11 protein-coding genes and 3 pseudogenes are annotated in these 17,839 nt (G+C 61.9%); 9 read left to right on the top strand and 5 right to left on the bottom strand.

Annotated features, from left to right (window positions below; genetic code table 11):
• Window positions 1-117 precede the first annotated feature (117 nt).
• From OM960_RS21725 to OM960_RS21705, 5 genes and pseudogenes are all read left to right on the top strand, one after another.
• Window positions 118-576, top strand: a pseudogene (locus OM960_RS21725) (IS6 family transposase); the annotation flags it as partial.
• A 173-nt stretch (window positions 577-749) separates the two neighbouring features.
• Entirely contained in the window at window positions 750-3,551 is a 2,802-nt protein-coding gene (locus OM960_RS21720; protein ID WP_264773431.1) for an MFS transporter, read from the top strand.
• Between the two features lie 42 nt (window positions 3,552-3,593).
• Window positions 3,594-4,595: an ABC transporter substrate-binding protein gene (locus OM960_RS21715; protein WP_263340735.1), complete on the top strand. Its 1,002-nt coding sequence runs from the start codon at window positions 3,594-3,596 to the stop codon at window positions 4,593-4,595.
• 427 nt (window positions 4,596-5,022) lie between these two features.
• Window positions 5,023-5,328, top strand: a pseudogene (locus tag OM960_RS21710) (integrase core domain-containing protein); the annotation flags it as partial.
• Window positions 5,329-5,381: 53 nt separating this feature from the next.
• Window positions 5,382-6,266 (top strand): annotated as a pseudogene (locus tag OM960_RS21705) (IS3 family transposase); the annotation flags it as partial.
• 302 nt (window positions 6,267-6,568) lie between these two features.
• On the opposite strand, the gene OM960_RS21700 reads toward OM960_RS21705, so the two are convergent.
• Genes OM960_RS21700 through OM960_RS21690 form a run of 3 tightly spaced genes read right to left on the bottom strand, consistent with a single transcriptional unit; the run spans window position 6,569 to window position 12,029 of the window.
• The gene (locus OM960_RS21700) at window positions 6,569-8,311 is read right to left on the bottom strand and encodes a Mur ligase family protein (protein ID WP_264773430.1); all 1,743 of its coding nucleotides are present in this window, start codon (window positions 8,309-8,311) and stop codon (window positions 6,569-6,571) included.
• A 12-nt stretch (window positions 8,312-8,323) separates the two neighbouring features.
• Window positions 8,324-11,128 (bottom strand): cyanophycin synthetase, encoded by a 2,805-nt coding sequence (cphA, locus tag OM960_RS21695; RefSeq protein ID WP_264773429.1) that lies wholly within the window; start codon window positions 11,126-11,128, stop codon window positions 8,324-8,326.
• A gap of 28 nt (window positions 11,129-11,156) precedes the next feature.
• Window positions 11,157-12,029, bottom strand: coding sequence for a cyanophycinase (locus OM960_RS21690; protein ID WP_264773428.1), 873 nt, complete (start codon window positions 12,027-12,029; stop codon window positions 11,157-11,159).
• 427 nt (window positions 12,030-12,456) lie between these two features.
• On the opposite strand from OM960_RS21690, the gene OM960_RS21685 reads away from it, so the two are divergent.
• Complete coding sequence (locus OM960_RS21685) at window positions 12,457-12,741, top strand: hypothetical protein (RefSeq protein ID WP_263340744.1); 285 nt, start codon at window positions 12,457-12,459, stop codon at window positions 12,739-12,741.
• 84 nt (window positions 12,742-12,825) lie between these two features.
• Window positions 12,826-13,194: a hypothetical protein gene (locus tag OM960_RS21680; protein ID WP_264773427.1), complete on the top strand. Its 369-nt coding sequence runs from the start codon at window positions 12,826-12,828 to the stop codon at window positions 13,192-13,194.
• A 517-nt stretch (window positions 13,195-13,711) separates the two neighbouring features.
• On the opposite strand, the gene OM960_RS21670 is transcribed toward OM960_RS21680, so the two are convergent.
• Window positions 13,712-13,936, bottom strand: a complete 225-nt coding sequence (locus OM960_RS21670; RefSeq protein WP_263340742.1) for a hypothetical protein — start codon at window positions 13,934-13,936, stop codon at window positions 13,712-13,714.
• Window positions 13,937-14,149: 213 nt separating this feature from the next.
• A complete protein-coding gene (locus OM960_RS21665) occupies window positions 14,150-15,580 on the bottom strand; it encodes a helix-turn-helix domain-containing protein (protein ID WP_317852856.1) in 1,431 nt (476 codons plus the stop codon).
• A 153-nt stretch (window positions 15,581-15,733) separates the two neighbouring features.
• On the opposite strand from OM960_RS21665, the gene OM960_RS21660 reads away from it, so the two are divergent.
• A complete protein-coding gene (locus OM960_RS21660; protein WP_263340720.1) occupies window positions 15,734-16,306 on the top strand; it encodes a biotin transporter BioY in 573 nt (190 codons plus the stop codon).
• Entirely contained in the window at window positions 16,303-17,835 is a 1,533-nt protein-coding gene (locus tag OM960_RS21655) for an acyl-CoA carboxylase subunit beta (RefSeq protein ID WP_264773426.1), read from the top strand. Before OM960_RS21660 ends, OM960_RS21655 begins: the two co-directional genes overlap by 4 nt.
• The last annotated feature ends 4 nt before the right edge of the window (window positions 17,836-17,839 follow it).

The raw sequence follows: 17,839 nt of genomic DNA, 5'->3' as shown, positions 1-17,839 counted from the left end.
GCCAGGCGGATGATCTCGCGGCTCGTCTTGAAGTATTTGAACGGGTCAGGTTTCGACATCAAGCGGCGCTAGTCGGCGCCCTGCCTCGCCGCAAGCCAGGTTCCTCTGACACCGCCCGACGAGATGTTTGTGAAGATCAACGGCGAGCGGCACTACCTCTGGCGGGCCGTCGATCATGAGGGCGAGGTTCTCGAGAGCTTCGTGACGAAGACGCGGGACAAGAAGGCGGCATTGAAATTCCTCAAGAAACCAATGAAGCGCTACGGTCGTCCGCACATTTTCGTCACCGACAAGCTGCGCTCCTATAGCGCCGCATTGAAGGAGGTCGGTGCGGCCGACCGCCAGGCAACTGGTCGCTGGCTCAACAATCGGGCGGAGAATTCGCACCTGCCGTTCCGACGACGAGAACGGGCGATGCAGCGGTTTCGGCGTATGCGAAGTCTGCAGATGTTCGCCGCCGTCCACGCCTCCGTCTTCAACCATTTCAACTTGGAGCGCAGCTTCTACTCGAGGGTAAATTTCAAGAAGAACCGCGCCGCCGCTCTCGCCGAGTGGCGCGGCCTCGGCGCGTCATAAGGGACAGCAATCCTGCCCTTGTGGAGACGGGTTCGAATTGGTCTGACACCACCACTTGGACCCTTGCGTTTGCGAATTTCCTTGAGGTTTCAAGCAGACTCGTCGCACGGTTGTTGTGGGGCCTACTTGCGTGGCACCTCAAGTCGACTTCGTGAGTAGGCGGGCCGTCATCGATGCGATTCAAGGGCTGGATTGTCACGACCTTAGTCATTGCAATCACGCAAGCCTTGCTGTCGCTTCTCCTGATCCTTCAGCACGATGCCATCTATTCCGAGCTTCTCCGGCAACGGGTCGCCGTGATAGCGCAAACGACAGCAGAGACGTTTCGTCCGATCCTTGACCTGGGCCTGCCAATCTCGATGCTCCGCGATGGCGATGCCATCCTGGCGCGCGGCATCGCCATTGATCCAAGCATTGTCGCTGTTCACGCGATCAATCCTACGGGCATCGTGGCCCACACGACCGGATCGAAACCAGGAACAATTGACGACAATGTGCTCACGGCAATGCGGCTTGCCGATCAAGATGTCTGGGGGCACGAAACCAGCGATTTGATTTATAGCGGTTTCTCGATCCGCCCGGCAGAGGGCGCCCCGCCTTCGGGTGCGGTCGTCGTGGAGTATCCGCATGACAAGTTGGATGCCGCCTCCCGAAACATCGCGCGGATCACGCTGCGCAGCGCCCTTGTCATACTTTTGGCGACATCGGCCTTGGCTTTCGTTCTGATCTACCTCGTTCTCGACCGTCCTAGGCGCAGACTGGCCGACTTGCGAACCATCTTCGAAGCCACCCGCGCCGGGCAATCCTATGATGCCGGGTTAGCGGAGGCGAAGGCGGGCAGTCTCAATCATGAACTGCTCCGACTGGGACAAAACCTGCAGGACGCGGACGCCGCGTATCGAAAATTGCAGTTGGCCATTGCGCAACCCGATGGTGCTCATTTGCAGTCCGAGGACAGGTCGTCTAAAGACGATGGGGATGAGGGGAACCTGAACGCGGGCAGGCTCAAGGCCGTGATCATGGCGCGCCTTCTTCCGATCACGGTGTTGCTTCTCGTCATCTCCGCCATCATGCTAGGCACCGTCGCAACCCGAGCCGTGACACGATCCATCGAGCCGGAGCTGGCTGCGCGCACAGACCTGATCGGCAACGTCGTCAGCGAGAACGTCCAGCGCGCGCTCGACAGCGGCATAGCGCTGAACGAGATCGTAGGCGCTGACCAATTCTTCGGTGACATGCTCAAGAGGTTGCCTGAGGTCGCCTACATCGCCGTCGCCACGGGACGGATTGTGATCGAAGCCGGGAACCGCATCGACCCGTATCTCGCGCCGCCGCGGGAACGACGGGATGTTCGCAGCCATCCAATCGTCCACGATGGAGAAGAGGTCGCGTATGTGGTCATCGACATCGATCCGCGGCTGATCACCAAACGGTTTCACAGCGTGTTCCTTGATGCAGTCGTGATCCTGCTGGTTACCATGCTGCTGGCCAGCGAAGTCATGCTTCTGCTCTCGGGACGTGCCCTCGCCGAGGGCCTCGAACAAGTGCAAAGGCTGAGTGCGATGCAAGCAGCCGGGAATTTCTCGCGCAGAGTGATCGCGAAGGGCCAAGGCACTATCGGGATCATTTTGAGGACATTGTCAGAACGCGCCATCGTCCTTCACGCTTCCTTTAGCGAGGCGGTCGAAGTGGCCGGTGGACAACGGCAGGCCGCCCTGCGGCGTATTGGCGACCGGTTCGGATTGACCTCTGGTGCGCCGCGCCTGCTCGAATCCTCGTCGTTTGGGGACATTCGGCTGGCACTTGTCCTCTTTGCTGCAGCGGATGAACTTCCATTGGCCTTTCTCCCGATTTACACGCGCGCAGCGGAAAACCTGTGGCCCTGGCTCGACCAGGCCGTGTTGATCGCGCTGCCGCTCGCCGGCTATCTGCTGGCAATCGTTATGATGTCGCCCTATGCGCGGGTGCTCGTGGAACGGTTCGGCGTCAGACGGCTGTTTGTTGCGGCATCCATCCCGACGGCAATAGCCCATCTGGGGCTTTTCGCGGCCGCAACCGCGCAAGAGATCATCTTCTGGCGCACCGTTACCGGTTTCGGCTACGCGATTGTGACTCTCGCGGCGCAGGACTATGTTTTGAGTGTCGCGTCGAAATCGAACCGCGATAGCTTGCTGGGTGTCTTCACGCTGGTTCTCTTCGGCGGCGTGTTCACCGGCGTCGCTCTGGGTGGCGTCCTCGCCGACCGCCTCGGCCCGGCCAACGTATTTCTGGTCAGCGCCGGTCTGATAGCGGCCTCCGCCCTGCTCAGCACATGGCTGATCGCACCGGACGTCGGCAAACGCCATGATCCGCACGCAATTCGAACGGTCCGGACGAAGTGGACAGCGCTCAGGCACCCGCGCCTAATCGTCTTGATACTGGGAATCGTCATTCCTTCTGCTGTCGTTCTGCAAGCTTTCATCTCCTATCTCGTTGCGCTCACGCTCGATGCGCAGGGGGCATCCGCCGCCGAGATAGGTCGGATCCTGATGCTGTTCTTCCTGACTTTGATGGCAGTAGGCCCGCTGGCGGGTCGGCTATCGCAGCACCTGAAGGGCTCTCACGCTCTCCTTTGTGTCGGCGCCGCTGGTGTTTGCGGAGTCGCGCTGCTGCCGGCAGCCCTCCACCCGTCACAGCTTTCGATGGCTCTGGCGATGGTCGCCACGGGTGCCGGTAGCGCCATGATACGGGGTGCGCAGGTTTCCATCGCGTTGCTGGTGGCCGAGACCGACCTCGCCGAGATCGGACCGACCGCAGTTCTGGGCGTTCTGCGCACCGGCGAAAGGCTTGGAAGCATCGTCGGCCTAGTCCTTATCGCCGGGCTTGCCGGCGTGGCAGGATATACCGCTGCGATTCTCGCGGTCGCCCTATGGACGATGACAGGTGGCGTCGTCTTTGGCGCCCTGAATTTCAGGCATTTGTTGACAAGAAGGTAAGCTGGACGGTCAGCTATCTTGATTGTCGATAGGAGCGATTCCATGAAGCTCGTAAGTGCATGTGTTGCCGTTGTTACGCTGATCTTTTCGTCCACGTTCGAGGCGGCTGCCGAAACCAAGACGATCCTTGGTGTCTGGTACGAGGGGTGCGAGCACCTTTGCGAGGGTTTGAAGGATGCTATTGCTGAAAGCGGTTTCGATGCACAGGTTCGAAGTGTTGATATTGCTCAGGACAAGAGCCTTTTGCGGGGCGTGGTGGAAACCGCGCGAAATGATCATGTCGATCTGGTTGTCACGTTCGGGACAAGTGTGACTCTCGGGATTATCGGCACGCTCGACGAGGTCGGGGACCCTCGGTTTCTTGACGATATTCCAGTGGTCTTCACGGTGGTTGCTGATCCATTCGGCACGCGCATCGCCGAAAGCTTTGAGCGCAGCGGCCGGGAAAACGTGGCCGGCACGTTCAATCGCGTCCCGGAAGCCGTGAATATCGAGATCATCCGGCAATACGATCCCAGCTTCAAAAAACTCGGACTTCTTTACCATGCCAATGAGCGCAACTCCGTGATCAAGAAAGAAGAGCTGGAGACCCTGCTGCCCGACCTTGGAATCGAGTTTGTTGCTCTGGAACTTGATCCAGGCAATCCAGGCGTGCCGGACCCAGCGCTGATTCCGGACCGTATGGCCGAGTTTCGGGAACTCGGCGTGCGCTGGATGTATCTCGGATCGAGCTCGTTCCTTCGCTTCAACGGTGATCTTTACACCTCGTCCGCCGTTGAGAATGGCATCGCGATTGTCAGTCCCTATGAGAGCCTCGTTCGGGAAAATCGTGCTCTTCTGTCTATTGCTGCCCGATACTACGATGTCGGGAAACTGGCTGCTGATCAGGCTCTTGCCATCTTGCGTGATGGAGCCGTGCCGGGCGACCTGCCTATCCTGCGGGCGTCCGATTTCGCATATGTGGTCAACATGGATGTAGCGAGAGACCTCAATCGGATCCCGCCATTTGCCTTTCTACAGATTGCAGATATCGTATCGAACTGAATTTCCGAAGGGCGCTCGGGGAGGCGATACACGTGGACTTCGAGTTGCTTTCGGCCTCCACTACTCGCAAGTCGAAGGTCCGCTAAGGGCCGTGTGCGCCTATCTGGTGCACAGCGTCTCGCAGAAAAATCTCGCACCGCAGCAATTGCCTGCTGTCGCCTAGAAGCCACGTAGAAGCCGACCCGTCAGGCTCCGCGTCGCCCGCGATCGCTCAGCGAACGCGCCGCCGCTACCGCACCCTCGCCCTGCGCTCCCTCTCGCTTGCGCGTTCCCGTAACCGGTCCGCGACCTGCTGATACCTGTTGAGCGCGTGCAGTGGCTGCGCCCGGTTGTAGTGCCGGTAAGCCATGTCCAGGGTGGCGTGTCCGAGGACGTCGCGGGTGATGCCGGCATGGGCGGGGTCGCATTCGGCGATACTCGTCGCGGTCAGGACATGAAGCATGTCCGTGGTGCGCCGAACCACCCCCAGACCCAGGGCAAGATCGAGCGGTGGCACCAGACGCTGAAGAACCGCATCCTGCTCGAGAACGACTACCTGCCGGGCGCGCTCGAACAGGCCATCGACGCCTTCGTCGAGCATTACAACCATCGCCGTTACCACGAGAGCCTCGGCAACCTCACCCCGGCCGACGTCTACTTCGGCCGCGCCAACGACGTTCTCAGCGAGAGGAGGAAGATCAAGGAGCTGACCATGAAGCGGCGCCGCTTGCTCAATCAACAGCACGCCGCATAGGATCGAAACCGATGAGCCAGATCCTCCAAAGGCCCATCACGTCAGGACGCCCACTTTATCTGACGGCGGACATGCTGCAGGATGCCCTGAGAAAAAGTGGTGAAGCCTGTCTGTCACCGCGAAGTCGTCCGTCATTACCCGGAGGTCTTCGCGCTGTCGGAACGTCGGGCGTGCCGGGCCATGGGCTTCGGACGGTCTTCCCACAGATACCGGTCACGGCGCGATCCGGCGGTGGAACTGCGGATGCGGCTTAAGGAGCTGGCCGAAAGCCGGGTCCGCTACGGCTACAGGCGCCTGCATGTCCTGCTGTAACGGGAGGGGTGGAACGTGATCCATAAGCGGACCTGCCGGCTCTATTGCGAGGAAGGCCCGTCGATCCGAACCCGGAGCCTCAGGCGGCGGCGCGCCTGCCGCTATCGGTCGGCGCGCTCCGAGGCCGATGCCATGAACGATGTCTGGGCCATGGACTTCAGTCGGACAAGCTCTTCGACGGTCGGCGGTTCCGGATCCTGACCATCGTCGACTGCCACACGAGAGAGGCTCTCGCGACCTGTGCGAGGACAAACTTCCGTGCCTACCAGGTCATCGAGGAGCTCGACCGAATCGTCAGGACCAGAGGCAAGCCGCGGAGCATACGCGTGGACAACGGCCCCGAGATCGCCGGGCGGCTGCTCGACCATTGGGCCTACCTGAACTAGGTCGAGCTCGACTTCTCCCGCCCCGGAAAGCCCACGGACAATGCCTTCATCGAGGCGTTCAACAGCCGCCTGCGTCAGGAATGCCTGAACGCGTCATGGTTCCTGTCGATGGATGATGCCCGCCGGCGGATCAATGACTGGAGGATCGACTACAACGACCAGCGGCCGCATTCGGCACTCGGAAACTTGACGCCGAGCGCCCTTGCGGCCCGGCTGAAACCAGCCCGGAAGGTCGCATGAAGCCCGGATCAAAGACAGGGGCAAGACCAAGGGGAGTCAATTCAACCGATCCGACTGGTCCACCCGCAGGGGCGTACTCCAATCCGGGGCAGGATTGCGTGCCGATTGACAGGCCCCCGTAACCAACCGCTTCAACTCCGAGCTCGGCCTCTCCAGCCGCCCCTATTCAAGGCCGACCGCGCCGCCGCTCTTGCCGAGCGGCGCGGTCTCTACGCGGTGTAAGGAACGCCGTCACTGTCCAAGCTGAGAGTGGTTCGAATTCGTCTGACACCATCCGTCTGACTTTTCTATCGAACGACCGGCTACCGTAAGGCGTCGCGTCGTAGCATCTCGATGATTTCTGGTCTTTCATCATGTACGAGAAGCAATGCGAGATCGTCGACCTTCACGCGCTGCAAGATTTGACGGGCACCATCCGAAGGGCTGTCAGCCATCAGGATCCGATCCTCCGGAAGGCCGAGGTCGAGGCTTGCCTGGCGAATGATCCCCGAAACCTCCCCCGGCCGTCGGCCCCGCAGATATTTCGGGTTCTCCGCGGCCACGACGTAGTCCGGATCGAAAGCCAGGGCACCCGCCGTCAGGGCGCGGATATCCGCGTCGGACCGGTCGCCCGCGTGAGACAGAAGAACGAATCTCCGCCGCGCTGGCAGCACGGCCATCGCCGACGCCACGGCCGCAATCGAGTGAGGATTGTGCGCGAAGTCGACGAAGATCCGCGCACCACGCACCGCAAATTCGTTGGCCCGGCCGGGGTTGTCTGTGGGATCGCTTCTGAACCGCGACAAGGTCGCGGAAATCGCTCCGTCGGGAATGTCGAGGGCGCGCGCAGCAAGCGCCGCGGCAAGCACGTTCTCGATGTTGTAGCGCGCCGCGCCGCCCAGGGTCAGGGGCACGTCCTCGACGGCAATCAACGCCGTTTCTGTATGACCGTCTGACAGCATGATCAGGCCGTTTTCGAGCCAGGCGCAGGGGGCGCGGCGCGAACGGGCGGTCCGGACCTCGGCATTATCGGTGCTGAGTGAGAACCACGCTTTTGGCGCGACAGCCTTTTGGGCGGCCTCAACAACGTGGGGATCGTCCGCATTCAGGATCAGAACGCCGTGCGGCGCGAGTGCCCGGTGTACGGCCAGTTTGACATGGGCGAGTTCGGACACCGTGTTGATGCCGTACTGCCCGAGGTGATCGGCCGCGATATTCGTCACGACAGCCGCCCGAGCCCGCGTCACCGGCACCCCGCGCCGCAGGATGCCGCCCCGCGCGACCTCGAGCACGCCAAGCTCCAGTCGCGTGTCGCGCAACAGAAGTCTTGCACCCGCGGGGCCGGAATAATCACCCTTGTCCAGGATATCGTCGCCGACCTTCACGAATTCGGTGGAGGACAGGCCGGACACCAGCCCGGCCGCCTTGCCCATCGCCGTAATGAGCCGCGTCGTCGTCGTCTTGCCATTCGTTCCGGTGACAAGCGCAATTGGAATGTCATGAAGATGCGACCAGTCGGGGGATCCCGGAAGATCGCCACTTTTCCAAGTCGCTGATCCCGCGCCATGCCCGAGCGTCAGAGCATCATCGTCAAGCAGCCGGTCGACCCCGCGTCGTGCGGCTTCCGCGACGAGGGCGACCAGTGCGGGGTTCTCCTCGGCTTTGCTGACGCGGCGCAGATCCGCGATCATACGCTCGATTGGGATCTGATCGATCTGCAACAGGCCGGTCGCCGTGTAGTACCACGCCGCCTCGACGATAAAGGCGGCGGTAAAGAGCTGGTCCACCGCGGCGGGAAAGAAGAGGCTCGCACCGCCATCAAAGGGCCGCGTGCGGATTTGCGTGGAAGTCCAGCCAAGCCCGTCGAGTAGGCCACGAGCGTGATGGACCCAGGCTTGCAGCATTGCATGCGGATCGAACCCGGAGACCAGACCATCGCCAACAGCGCCCGGTTCCGGCCCGTAAAGGTTCGGTCCAAGCAGCCTGCGGCAGCCATCCAGAACCAGCGCTGGATGATCGGGCACCGGGATCTCCAAGAGGTCCTGCAAAGCATCGGAATGTGTCACCTGGCGCCCCGTTCAGTCCGACTCCTCGGTCTCGACCCGCGCGAGGCGCACGCCGCGTTCGTCGCGGATCAGTTGATCCGCCCCGGACATCAGTTCCTCGAATTCGGGGGCGGGGCGCTCGACGCGGATCGGCTTGGCGGTGACGATGGCCTCGCGCTCTGCCTTCTTGAAGTAGATGATCTGCTTCCACGAACGCGCCAGTTCGTCGGCGAACACGACGAGGAGATCGCCCGGCTGCGCCGCCTGCAAGGCCAAGTCGACGGCTTTTGTTTCGCTTTCGACGAGCGTGATGCGATTGCCTTCGACACCCCCCTTTAAAAGCTCGTCGCGGATCATCTCGGGCACTTCCATCGGCCCGCGTCCCCGGCGGTCATCGTCCGGTTTCAGGAAGTAGTGGTCGAAATGCCCGGCAAGCGCCTGTGCCGCCGCCACGATATCCTCGTCGCGGCGATCACCCGGCATGGCCGAGACGACAAGCCTGCGCCCCTTGACGTCGAGCCGGTCCGCGAGGCCCGCCATGGCGGCGATGGCGGCGGGATTGTGACCATAGTCGAGGATGACCTTGAACGGGTGTTCGTCGAAGACGTTCGTCCGACCCGGCACCTGGAAGAAAGAGGTATCGAAGGTCCTGAGCCCGTGGCGGATATTGTCGAGATCAAGCCCGAACGCATAGGCCATGGCGCAAGCGAACATGGCGTTCTGCACGTTGTAGAGCGCCTTGCCCTCCAGCGTGGCCGGGATGAGATGCGACCAGAGAACCGGCATGTGAAGACCGTTGGCGTAGATCGTGATCATGTCGCCGTTCATGGCTTTTTCAAGCACCACGGCACGGCCCCCGGCCTGGATGTGCTCCTTCACCAGCGGATGGTCGGAGTTCGTCGTCACGTAGCAGATATGCGTGGCCTTGCAGAAATCGGCCATGCGCAGGCAAAGAAGATCGTCGGCGTTCAGGACGACCGTATCGGTCGCGGTTTCAACGACGACGCGCTTCACCACGGCAAGCTGTTCGAGCGTGTCGATCCCGCCCATTCCGAGGTGGTCGGCGGCGACATTCAGACAGGCCGAGACATCACAGCGCTGATAGCCGAGGCCGGAGCGCACGAGGCCACCGCGAGCGGTTTCCATCACCGCAAAATCGACCGAGGGGTCACGCAAGACCATTTGCGCCGAGGCGGGGCCGGTCATGTCGCCCTTCACGGTGAGCTTGCCGTCGACATAGACGCCATCGGTCGAGGTCATGCCGACGATCTTGCCAGAGGATTTCATGATATGGGCAAGCATGCGCGAGGTGGTCGTCTTGCCGTTCGTACCAGTGATGGCGCCGATCGGAATCCGCGTTCGCCTGCCTTTCGGGAAGAGCATGTCGATGACCTTGCCGGCCACGTCGCGCGCCTTGCCCTCGGACGGCGCGACATGCATCCGGAATCCGGGCGCCGCGTTCACCTCGACAATCGCGCCGCCGATATCCTTGTAACTCTTGGTGATGTCTTGCGTGAGAAAATCGACGCCACCGACGTCGAGCCCCACCGACTTGATCGTCCGCTCCGCCATGTCCCTGTTGTCGGGGTGGCAGACATCGGTCATGTCGATCGCGGTCCCGCCGGTCGACAGGTTCGCGGTAGAGCGCAGGTAAAACGTCTCGCCTGCCGGAAGGACGGTTTCGGCGGTATGCCCGGCATCAGCCATCAGCCGTTCTGCCTGATTGTCGAGTTCGAGATTGGTCAACACCTTCTCGTGCCCGATGCCCCGGCGCGGGTCGGAGTTCACGATCTCGACAAGCTCCGCGATCGTGTGCTTGCCGTCGCCGATGACATGGCCGGGCACGCGCTTGGCCACCGCCACCAACTCGCCGTTGACCACCAGCATCCGGTGATCCATGCCGGTGACAAAACTCTCGACGAGGATACCGCGGCTCTTGGAGTGCGCCTTGGCCTCGTCAAAGGCGGTTTCCACCTGCGCCTCTTCGGTCAGGTTGATCGAAACGCCGCGACCGTGATTGCCGTCGAGCGGCTTGACCACGACCGGAAAGCCAATGCGTCGCGCCGCCCGGACGGCCTGGGTCGGCGAATAGACCAACCGCTGTTGCGGCACCGGCAGGCCGAGGTCGTTCAGCATGTTGTGGGTATCTTCCTTGTCGCAGGATATCTCCACAGCGATATGCTTGGTCTCGCTCGTGATGGTCGCCTGGATGCGTTGCTGGAACTTGCCGTGGCCGAACTGCACGAGCGAGTTGTTGTTGAGCCGGATCCACGGGATGTCACGATCCTCGGCCGCCTTGACGAGCGATCCGGTCGAGGGCCCGAATTCCTTGCGCTGCGCCATCAGGACGAAGCTTTTCAATTCGTCCGGGAAGTTGAATTCGGGGTCGAATTCATACTCGACCTGCGCCTTCAGTTCATCGGGCAGGAGATGCATCAGAAGCCGGATCGCCAACTGTCCGGCTTCCAGCCCGACATCGCGCTGGTGGTATTGGTAGACGAGATTGTACTGCCCCGGCACGCCGGTCGAGCGGGTGCGGCCGAACGTGACCTCGGATCCCGCGACGCCCTGTATCTCCAGCGCGACATGTTCGGCGATATGGCCGAGCCAGGTGCCTTCGCCTTCGCGCAAGCGTCGGATGAAGCCACCCGGTTCGCGGTAGGAGCAGCCATGCTCTTGCAATCCCGGCAACGCCGCGACGAGCGCATTGATCCAGTCCTCGCCGATCCTTGCCGAAGGCCAGTCCTCCAGGATACCAAGGTCGACGACGTAGCGAATGACGGGAAATCCCGCCCACACGTTCGGGCCGACAAACACGTTCGTCGAAACGATTTTCATTGCGGATCTCCTCCCCTTTATCGCGCGGTCAGCTGGTCGTGACCTTCTGGTTTGGCAGCGCGCAGAACGCTGCGTGTTCATCCGGTGGATAGGCGTGCCGTCCCACCAGGTCGTAGCGGCAACCTTCCCCCATCACATGTACCTTCAGGTCGAGCAGCGTCAGCGCCTGACCGCGCGAGGCGTCCCACATCGATGAATGAGAAAGGCTCGAAGCATCGACAACGGTGACCGTACCTGAGCCGACTACTTCCAGGACGCCATCGGGTCCGATGAAGGCAGCTGTATCCTCGTCGATGCCGAGGCCGATCAGGAACGGATTGTAGGATGAAGCGGCCAGCAGTCGGCCGAGCCGGTTCCGCTCGGTGAAGTGCTGGTCGATGATCACCGCGTTCGTCAGCCCGAGGCCCGGCGCGAGGTTCACTGCGCCTTCGGTGGGGGCCGAATTGCTGGCGCCCCCCGCTATCATATGTTCCGACATGATCGAAGCGCCGGCCGACGTGCCCGCGACGACGACGCCAGCGGCGTTGCGGCGCCGGATCTTCTGGGCAATTCCAGTGCCGCCGAGGATGGTCGAGAGGCGCAACTGGTTGCCACCTGTCAGAAAGATACCAGATGCCTTGTCAAGCATGTCGAGATAGCGCGGGTTTTCGCAATCAGCGCGTCGGCTGATCGGCAGGAAGTCAACCTCGGCGGCGCCGAGATCACAGAAAATCCGGTTGTAATCCGCTCCCGTCGTCTCGAGTTCCGATGCCGTCGGGATGACAACGATATTGGCATCCTTGCCGCCCGAAAGGTCAACGAAGCGGCGGTGGATGTGCAATTCCTTCACGCGATCCTCGCCGCCTCCGATCGGGATGATGAAGCCGCGGGGAAGGTTTTTACTAACTGGAGCTGGACACATGCCGCGGCTGTTCCCTGGATATGCCCGAAAGGCTGGTTGCGTTCCCCCCAATGCGGCCGACCGCCCCCCCAAACAAAGTTCAGTCTGGCGAAGCTACATTTTCGCTGCAAGCGTTTTACCAGTTCCGAATGGCGGAAACTCTCTGGATTCCTTCTGCGCAGGCAGAAGACCACGGACATTTCCATAGCTTGTGTCGAAACTTTGCAGCGAAACCTTGCAACGAAACCTTGCCCCACGGGATTGTGGCTCACTACGTCGAGATGGTGGAACCGCTGCGCGTTCGACCTAGTCTGCAGAGCCCTCGGACCCTAGACCCCATGATCGCGGGGTGAGCTGACCGGATGTGTGGCCTCTCCTGCGGCATTCTCTGATCGAGGGTTGCGCCAGAATGGCTGGCGCCTGGCCTCAGGAATGGGGGAGAGACCGGATGCAGGATACCATGTTCATCGGGCTGGATGTCCACAAGGCGACAGTGTCCGTCGCCATTGCCCGCGGGGGGGCGCGCAGCGGAGAGGTCCGCCATTGGGGCACGCTCCCGCACCGTTCCGACCACATCCGGAAGCTGGCCGAGAAGCTGGCGGGCGATGGATGCCGCCTGCATTTCTGTTACGAGGCTGAACCCTGCGGTTACGGCCTCCACCGCAAACTCACGGAACTGGGGCATGGCTGCATGGTCGTGGCGCCCTCGCTCATTCCGGTAACGGGAACTTAGGCCCTCACCAGATTTGTGCAACTAGGCCTTGTTCCAGGAATACGAATAGCGAAGAGGCTGAGAGATGAAAGCCCTGAAAAAAACATGCTGCTGCTGACCCCGGTCTGGGTCATAGGCTTCGGCGTGACCTGGTTCATGGCTACGGGCGCTGTTGTCGGCAAATCCTCCTATAGGGATGATCCGCACCTGTCGCAGTGGTCGTCCGTCCTCCTCATGCTCGCCTTCCTTGGCCTGGTCGTGTGGACTCTGGGCTACATACGCAATCTCCGCGGCGTGACCGAGTTCATGGTGTATATGGGCTGGATAGCCCTAGCCCTGGGGTCGATCTACGGTTTCTTCGCCGCGCTGCTCTATGCCCTGGCCTACATCACGAACCCGGTCGTGCTGCTCTGCATAGCCGCTTACCTCATAGCCGCCGCGCAGCTATTCTTCCCGAGGCACGTAGACACCTGAGGTGTGAATGTTGATTGGAGCGCAATAAAAGCTCTGGCGAAGATATGGCGCAATTCGACGGATTCTGACGCAGTATTTGGTATTTGCGCAGTCTTTGCCGGGCCGACATACCAGATTCGAGATCGTCGAAACACTCCAGGCCGAAATTGACGCCTGGATCGTCCACTACAACACCGAGCGCCTGCATCTGGGCTGCGGAAACATGGGCGGACGGACCCAAGAAACCGTCATGTCTGTCAACGGCGGCGTAAAATCCTGCCACAGTGGCGGAGCAAAAGTCGGCCAGTTGTGGGCGTGCGCCTTAGAGCGTGCGGCCCCCATCAGGCACGCACGTTCCAATGCGCATTGGCCGTCAGGCCAATTCTTTGAGGTGTTGAACGGCGTGGAATAAGGACCCCTGTGTTGGGGTGATCGGCGCCCAAACGGCCCCCCCTGATGCGAGGGTCCATCATGCTTCCGAGGTCATTCGGGGGCAGAGTCAGCGGCTCAGGCGCGGTTCTTGAGGCGCCAGCCCGTGCTAGTCGCGCAGCCGCTCAAAGATCCGCGTCGCCGTGTGCCGCTGCTTCGCCAACTGGCGTTTATCGTCCTCCAGGATCTGGTCGATGATCGGAATGAAGGGATCGAGCTTCGGCCGGACAGGTGGCCTCGACCGACGATACCCCGGCGGCACCGAGTGCTTCAGGATCATTGCAACCGTCTTGCGGGCGATGCCAATCATCCGCGCGGCTTCGCTCTTGCTCATCCCGCCGACATGGCAGGCCCGGCCCGCCCGACCGTAAAGGTCCGCAGCATACATCTCCCCGCCTACAGCTCGTTGCCTCAGGCGAAAGATGCGGAATCTTACTCCGCGACGGTCAGGACATCAGACCGTTTCCGCTGAGCGTTTTGTCTCCGGGATTCGCAATCATCAGTCTCTCGTTCTACGCAAGGTATCGTTCGATTGCCGGATAACTGGTCAGCCGATCTTGAAAGGCACGACCTTGCGCAAGCGAGAGTCGACGAGGATTTTCCGATCAGTGGGGGGTACGGAGCGCTGCGGACAGTTTTCTCGCTCGCATAGCCGGCAGGACAGGCCGATGAGGTCGTAGGCGTCACTCTGATCGACTGCGAGGTCATCGGCATAGATGATCGAGCGTGCATAGGCGACGGGGCTGCCGAGGGCGATGGCGTAGCGGCGGATCGGTGCCCGATACCCGCGGCTCCTCTTGGTGATCGTACGCGCGACGCTGATGTAGCGTTCACCGTCAGGCGTCTCTGCAAGTTGACGTACGATCTCGCCCGGCGTCTCGAAGGCCTGGTGTACGTTCCAGAGCGGGCATGCGCCGCTGAACCGCGGGAACTGAAGGCGGGTTGCACTATGGCGTTTCGTGATCGTTCCCGCCCGGTCGACACGTACGAAGTAGAAGGGCACGCCGGGCGCGCCGGGGCGCTGAAGTGTGCTCAGCCGATGTGCGACCTGTTCGAGGCTGGCACCGAAGTCGGCGGCGAGGATCTCGATATCGTGGCGTCTATCCCGCGCGGCTGCAAGGAATCGACGATAAGGCATGACGGTGGCACCCGCCGCGAAATTGCCGAGTGCGATGCGCGCAACTTCCCTGGCTTCGCGGCTGTGCAGTTTCGACTCGCCGAGAATTCCGTCGATGATCTCGCGGTCCTCGATCTCGGCGATCCGGTGCCACAAGTGAAAGCTCTGGCTCTCGCCGGGCATTCCCGCATTGATGCGCAGAAGCCGCCGCTTCATGTCGAGGTCGCTGATCTCGTCGAGCGCCATGCCGCGGCGCTCGAACGTTACGGATATGCCGTGCCGGGTGGCAAGCCGTTCCAGCGCGGCTTCCTTGTTGGTCGTGCCGTCGATGGCCGCTTCCTCGGCACGCCGCTCGCCCGCGCGGTCGAGCTCGTCGAAATAGTTGTCGTGGTAGTGGAAGTAATCTCGTACCTCCTCGTAGGGCTGTGGCTCCACTCCGGTCGCGTCGCTCAACAGTTCGGAATCATACTGGGCGATTCGTTCCTTCAAGGACTGATAGCTGCGATGCAACGCAAGAAACGCCTTTGTGAACTCGGGCGAGTTCGTGATCGCAGAGTTGATTTCCTGACGCGACGGCGCCGCCTTCGCGAACAATGGATCGGCAAGCGCCTCGTGAAGATCGGCTGCAAACCGCTCATCGTCATCCGTTGCCAGGGATGCAATCTCGATCCCGAACTTGTTCATCAGGGCGAGGATGACCGCGGCCGATATCGGGCGCTGGTTGTTCTCGAGTTGGTTGAGATAACTCGCTGAAATATCAAGAAGCTGAGCGAATTCGCGCTGGGTGAGCTCCTTCGCCTGTCGGATGTTGCGCAGCTTGGCTCCGGCGAAGATTTTCCTGTCGTGCATCGGTTTAATCACCTGTTTGCAATTGCGAACGTGACGGATGCGAAGATTTGCAGGGTAACCTGACTGCTCCTATCCGCACCCTTCCGCGGTTGTTACGTCTGGTCAACAGCGCGGAGGCAGCAGGCAGAAGAGAGAGTCGAGCGAGCAGGCGCCGGGGGGGCTGCAATGCGGATTTACCAGCGTGAGCGTGGTCGTGCCAGTACAAAGATAAGCCTGGGAGATATATCGGTCGCGGTTCTGGTCGCGGCGACGATTGCGGTGGCGGCGCAGATCGAAGTGCCGTTCTATCCTGTTCCGATGACTTTGCAGACTCTCGCGGTCTTGAGCGCGAGCCTGATCGTCGGTTTCCGGCGCGCCTTGGGGGCGATGGGCATCTACCTTGCGGCCGGTGCCTTGGGCATGCCGGTCTTCGCCGGTGGCACCGGAGGCATTGCAATCCTGTTCGGGCCGACGGGTGGCTACCTCGCCGGATTCGTCCTCGCGGCGGCCTTCTGCGGCCTGGCGCGCGACCTTGGGCTTACACGGGCCAATTCTGGCTGCATCGCCGTCGCACTGATCGGCGCGGCGCTGGTATATCCAACGGGTCTTCTCCGGCTCGGTGCCGTCGTCGGCTGGGACAAGCCGGTACTCGAATGGGGGCTCTATCCCTTTGTGGCGGGCGATCTGGTCAAGGCAGTGATCGCCGTTCTTTTTTCCCGGGGCGCAACGCGGCTTGGGCATCTTTGGGGGGCACCATGAAGGACATTCTCGTCGATCTCGAAGCGCGGCGGAACGAGGCCAATCTCGGCGGCGGCCAGCGCCGGATCGACGCGCAGCACGCGCGCGGCAAGCTCACGGCGCGCGAGCGCATCGAGCTCCTGCTCGACGAGGGCTCGTTCGAGGAATTTGACATGTTCGTGGCGCATCGCTGCACCGAGTTCGGCATGGAGGCCGACCGGCCCTCGGGCGACGGCGTCGTGACCGGCTGGGGCACGATCAACGGCCGCATGGTCTATGTCTTTTCCCAGGACTTCACCGTCTTCGGCGGCTCTCTTTCGGAGACCCATGCCCAGAAGATCTGCAAGATCATGGACATGGCGATGCAGAACGGCGCCCCGGTGATCGGGCTGAACGATTCCGGCGGCGCGCGGATCCAGGAGGGCGTGGCCTCGCTCGCGGGCTATGCGGAGGTGTTCCAGCGCAACATCATGGCTTCCGGGGTGGTGCCGCAGATCTCGGTCATCATGGGGCCCTGCGCCGGCGGCGCGGTCTATTCGCCGGCGATGACCGACTTCATCTTCATGGTGAAGGACACCTCCTACATGTTCGTGACCGGCCCCGACGTGGTGAAGACCGTGACGAACGAGATCGTCACCGCCGAGGAACTGGGCGGCGCCTCCACCCATACGAAGAAATCCTCGGTCGCCGACGGCGCCTTCGAGAACGACGTCGAGGCCCTGGCCGAGGTGCGCCGGCTCGTCGACTTCCTGCCGCTCAACAACCGCGACAAGGCGCCGACCCGGCCCTTCTTCGACGACGTGGCGCGGGTCGAGGACAGCCTCGACACGCTGATCCCCGACAACCCGAACCAGCCCTACGACATGAAGGAGCTGATCCTGAAGGTCGCGGACGAGGGCGATTTCTACGAGATCCAGAAGGATTACGCGGGCAACATCATCACCGGCTTCATCCGGCTCGAGGGCCAGACCGTGGGCGTGGTCGCCAACCAGCCGCTGGTGCTTGCCGGCTGTCTCGACATCGACTCGAGCCGCAAGGCCGCGCGCTTCGTGCGGTTCTGCGACGCCTTCGAGATCCCGATCCTGACCTTCGTCGACGTGCCGGGCTTCCTGCCGGGGACCGGGCAGGAATACGGCGGCGTGATCAAGCACGGCGCGAAGCTGCTCTTCGCCTATGGCGAGGCGACGGTGCCGAAGGTCACGGTGATCACCCGCAAGGCCTATGGCGGGGCCTATGACGTCATGGCCTCCAAGCACCTGCGCGGCGATTTCAACTACGCCTGGCCCACCGCCGAGATCGCGGTGATGGGCGCCAAGGGCGCGGTCGAGATCCTCTACCGCTCGGAACTGGCCGACAAGGACAAGATCGCCGAGCGGACGAAGAACTACGAGACCCGCTTCGCCAACCCCTTCGTCGCCGCCGAGAAGGGCTTCATCGACGAGGTGATCATGCCGCACGGAACCCGCAAGCGGGTGGCCCGCGCCTTCGCCTCGCTCCGGACCAAGAAACTCAGCAATCCCTGGAAGAAGCACGACAACATTCCGTTGTGAGATC

It is taken from the genome of Defluviimonas salinarum, assembly GCF_026013545.1.
Classification (GTDB): domain Bacteria; phylum Pseudomonadota; class Alphaproteobacteria; order Rhodobacterales; family Rhodobacteraceae; genus Albidovulum; species Albidovulum salinarum.
Note: the sequence above shows the minus strand (reverse complement) of the source record. Positions and strands in the feature narration are given on the sequence as shown.